Below are 4,027 nucleotides of genomic sequence, written 5' to 3'. Positions count from 1 at the left end.
CATAGCGGGACATGATTTCTTCATAAATGGCGGCGTATTCGGCTTTGAGGCTGTGGTTCAGGAAGTCTGCGATGTTCAGGGTTTCGCCGTCGAAGTGGACGGTAAGGGCTTGTATTCCGGCGTTGCGGCCTTTTATGGTGATGGTATCATCGTCCCAGGGGAGGCGGGTTTCGGTATGGGTGGGCGTTTTAATGTTCCTGCTCCTTATTCTGTTGTACTATAGTTTTCGCTTTTGTTCCAGTTACAACTTGCTTTTCCGGGCTGGTTTCGTGGATTTCGGCTAATTGGGTGGTGAGGGTTTCAAGGTATGCCTGGTCTTTTTCGCATAGCCGGTCAAAAACGGCGGCCAGGCGGCGAGAACGGGCTTTGGCGGCTTCTGTTTATATCATATTATACCATAATAACATAATATGAAACATTTAGTCAATACAGAATACCTTGAGGAATGGGGGTTTTTCGGATATACTTAGACTATGAGAGGTTCCTTTGCCTAAAAAACAACTCAACACGATAAACCGGCGTATCCTCGAAGTCCGTAAAGAACTTGGGCTGAACCAGAAAGAATTTGCGGAGCGCATAAAGGTAAGCCGGGGCTATACGGGGGTGCTTGAAGCTACCAACCGGGAGATTAACGACCGGATTATCGAGCTTGTCTGCGTGAACTGCGGGGTCAATGAAAAGTGGCTACGGGAGGGGACAGGGAAGATGTTCAAGGACAAGCCTAATCCCCGGCTGGACAAGGTTATGCGGAATTTTGAAAAGCTGGATGATTATTTACAGGAATATGTTATCAAACAGCTTGATATTTTGGTTGAGTGTCAGGAAAAGAACAAGGACAAGAAGTAAAGTCAACTATAAAGAATCACCGTTGCAGAATGATGAAGTATTGAAGATTTCTCCCTAAAATATTTATTTATGCAGGAAATAAATCCCCATACCCCCATTTCTAAGCCTAATAAACCCCGCAGGGCGGAAAATTAGCCCCCAGAGGTTCAACGAGAATACAGACTGATTGATCTAGCGTTTTTTCAAAAACAGAATGATTACTTTTAAACGTGCCAATCACAATATAAAAAATAGCAAAAAAAGATAGTATTGGATTTTATGTTGGACAGAACATTAGACAAACGAATCACGAACTGTTCCCCGATGATGAAATGCATAGCATATCTGTCAGAGGAAGTTATTTCCAAGCAAATTGAATTTGTCAGGATCAGAAAACTATAACTCTTTATATTGTAAAGAATTAGCGATTAATAAACCTGACAAACCAACTTCTATTTGGAATACATTATTGTCTTTTTTATATTTAGTTCCGTAATTTTCTTTATGAATTCCTTCACGTATTTTGAGTGTCGATAGCCAGGAACAGCATCTTGATATTTTTTGGCCTTTTCAAACATTGTTAAACAAGCCATTTCTAAATAATTTTTCTCACTCATAGTAATCTCGCTATAAAATTTGTTATAGAAATAATAGTAATTGTTTGCAACTTTAAAAGTATAATGAAAACTATCTGATTTTTTTATTAAAATATTATGCGCCTCTTTAAATGCTGTCATACAAGTCTCTTTTGTACCAATTTCAATTTCGTTTTCAAGAAGAAATCGAGCAAATTGATTATCAATTTGAAAAGAATCAAACCATGGTTTTCTTTCTGCAAATGAATATGCAGTGTTAAAATATACTTTTGCCCTGCCATATTCACTTATTGCAACCATACTCATTGCATATTGAAGCCAAAATAACGGGTTTCGCTCAAAGGCTTCAAAGTCTTTAATTTTTTCATAATAAGAAATTATTAGCCGTTGTTTTTGATCAAATTTTTTAAATAATCTTGTAAGAAATCCATAGTTTGATATTTTTTTAAAATGTCACTATAATAACGATCATCATATTGTTTATTAGAATAAATAACTATTTTTAGCAATAAGTTAATCATTACGCCAGGATTATCAATAACATTTATTATTAAATCAGAAAGAACAATCGACTTAATTTTAATATTATTTTTACTATATTCTATTAATTCATTGATTTCATCAGATTTATTAAACTTAAATTTATTTAAATTAGCATCACCGAGTATAAACTCGATCTCTTCATAATCCATTGAATAGTTAAAAACATCTTTAAATGTGATCAAAAGTAATATTTCAAATAAGGCCGAAGAATCCGATACGGTTTTTAATATTGTGGTTAATTTTGATCGTATATTATCTGAATTAACTATTTTTAATAGTATCAAAGATATATTACCATTACAAATATTAAATACTACTTCTTTCCGCTTAGCTTCACTATAACCAGCAAAATCACCCCAAATTCCATATTTTTCAAAGTATTTGTTAAATGAATCAAAATCGGCATGCGATAATTGATTTAAATCAACGCTTTCAATATTTTTAAAGTATTGCCTTAATTTATCTTCTGCATAATCATTTACTAATGTACGTTCAGTGAATATAAACCTTATACTTTGATCAGTAAAAATATCAGCAATGTCATCAAACAACCAAAAGAATGAATTATAATTTTCTATAATAATCAATTTATTACCTTCAATGGTAGAAATAAATTTTATGTCTTTTAAAGCATTCTCATCTATCCTATCCAAATAAAACACTTTATAATTGTTTAAAATAAAATTCTGCATAATTACACTAGCAGCAAAAGATTTTCCATTTGCAACATTAGAATGTAAGACCAATGAGGCCCCAGGTTTTTTAATATGTTCAATTGATTCAATTATGTCTTTACGATCAAAATAATATAGACTATCCACATCTTTTTGAGATTGCATAATAAGCCTATCATCTATTCTGCCATAAAGAAGTAAATCAAAAATATCCTTATCAAATATTGGATTAACAATATTATCATTTTTTGTTTTTTCTTCAATCACAAATAATTTAATATTTTTTTTCATACTTGAATTATCAATTTCTATACCTTCAAAATCATCAAGGAATTTGTCAACACCTATTGCATAAACAGTTCCCATCCTTTCAAGTTTAAGAGTATCATTTTCTGAAATATCTTCTTGTGTAATAATGAATATCTTTTCTCTGCTTTCTCTGGTAGCAAATATACTACGTCTTATATCAATATCATTTAGAATATTAAACCCTATAAACAGTATAAAGTCACAAAATTTTATATCTTGTCTGAATAGTCTTAACCATGCTTTGTCGTTATAGTCATCCCACATAAAAGACTCGGTTGTAAGCCTAAAATCTTTTTCAAGGGATTCTGGTTTTAATCTATCTATATAACCATTTAAATGAATGCTCAGATGACTTTTTTCTCTATAATCAGAAGGAACATCTAAAGTTGTAACTGGAGTAATCTTTTTTCCACTTTTAGCGGCACATGTTTCTATAACATTGTCATAATTTGTTGTATATATTCTTTCCCATGGATATATACTTATCTTCTTGTATTTGTTACAATTATCTGGATTAACTGTAAATTCATTTTTTAATAAATCAATTAATTTGAAAACATCATTCCTTCTTATAAATTCAGATGAGGTAAACTGTAAATCTGAATCATCATCTATCTGCATTAATTCACACAAAGATTTAGAAAGCATCCTGCCTGTTGGCAACTGTTTACCATTAATATTATTAGCAAGTATTGAAAAACCAGATCCTGTAAATAAAATCCCTCTCTTTATCTTCATGATATTTCGAAACTTATTATATTCCATAAAAACCTCCCTCTCATATCTCAATAACAAACAAGTTGAGTAAACTAGAATACATACTACATTTGTATATAAAAGTAGACAGCTTGAATGCCATATCCTACTTCTTTTATAGGATATTATCAAATTATTGGAAATGTCAATACCCCGCATTGCCTCAAAATTAATCTAGCCGAAAAAGGAGGCCTCCGCCAGTTTGTACAGAATGGGGCCTAAGTCGCCCTGGATGATCGTGGCGCGGTCTTCTTTGTATAACAGGGTGATTTCAACGACATTCAGGTTTATGCGTATCATTTCGGCGTACTTCCTCATCATAAA

4 protein-coding genes are annotated in these 4,027 nt (G+C 32.5%); 2 read left to right on the top strand and 2 right to left on the bottom strand.

The window, feature by feature from the left end:
* Together LBP67_04050 and LBP67_04045 are read left to right on the top strand one after the other, a co-directional pair.
* Nucleotides 1–223, top strand: a 223-nt coding sequence (locus tag LBP67_04050; protein MDR2084148.1) for a hypothetical protein, incomplete at its 5' end; no start/stop codon positions are given.
* Between the two features lie 263 nt (nucleotides 224–486).
* Nucleotides 487–846, top strand: coding sequence for a helix-turn-helix transcriptional regulator (locus LBP67_04045; protein MDR2084147.1), 360 nt, complete (start codon nucleotides 487–489; stop codon nucleotides 844–846).
* Between the two features lie 431 nt (nucleotides 847–1,277).
* On the opposite strand, the gene LBP67_04040 is transcribed toward LBP67_04045, so the two are convergent.
* Nucleotides 1,278–1,721 (bottom strand): hypothetical protein, encoded by a 444-nt coding sequence (locus tag LBP67_04040; protein MDR2084146.1) that lies wholly within the window; start codon nucleotides 1,719–1,721, stop codon nucleotides 1,278–1,280.
* 80 nt (nucleotides 1,722–1,801) lie between these two features.
* Complete coding sequence (locus tag LBP67_04035; GenBank protein ID MDR2084145.1) at nucleotides 1,802–3,685, bottom strand: SIR2 family protein; 1,884 nt, start codon at nucleotides 3,683–3,685, stop codon at nucleotides 1,802–1,804.
* Nucleotides 3,686–4,027: the final 342 nt, after the last annotated feature.

Source organism: Bacteroidales bacterium (genome assembly GCA_031276035.1).
GTDB lineage: Bacteria > Bacteroidota > Bacteroidia > Bacteroidales > BM520 > RGIG7150.
This window is presented reverse-complemented; position numbering and strand designations above follow the sequence as displayed.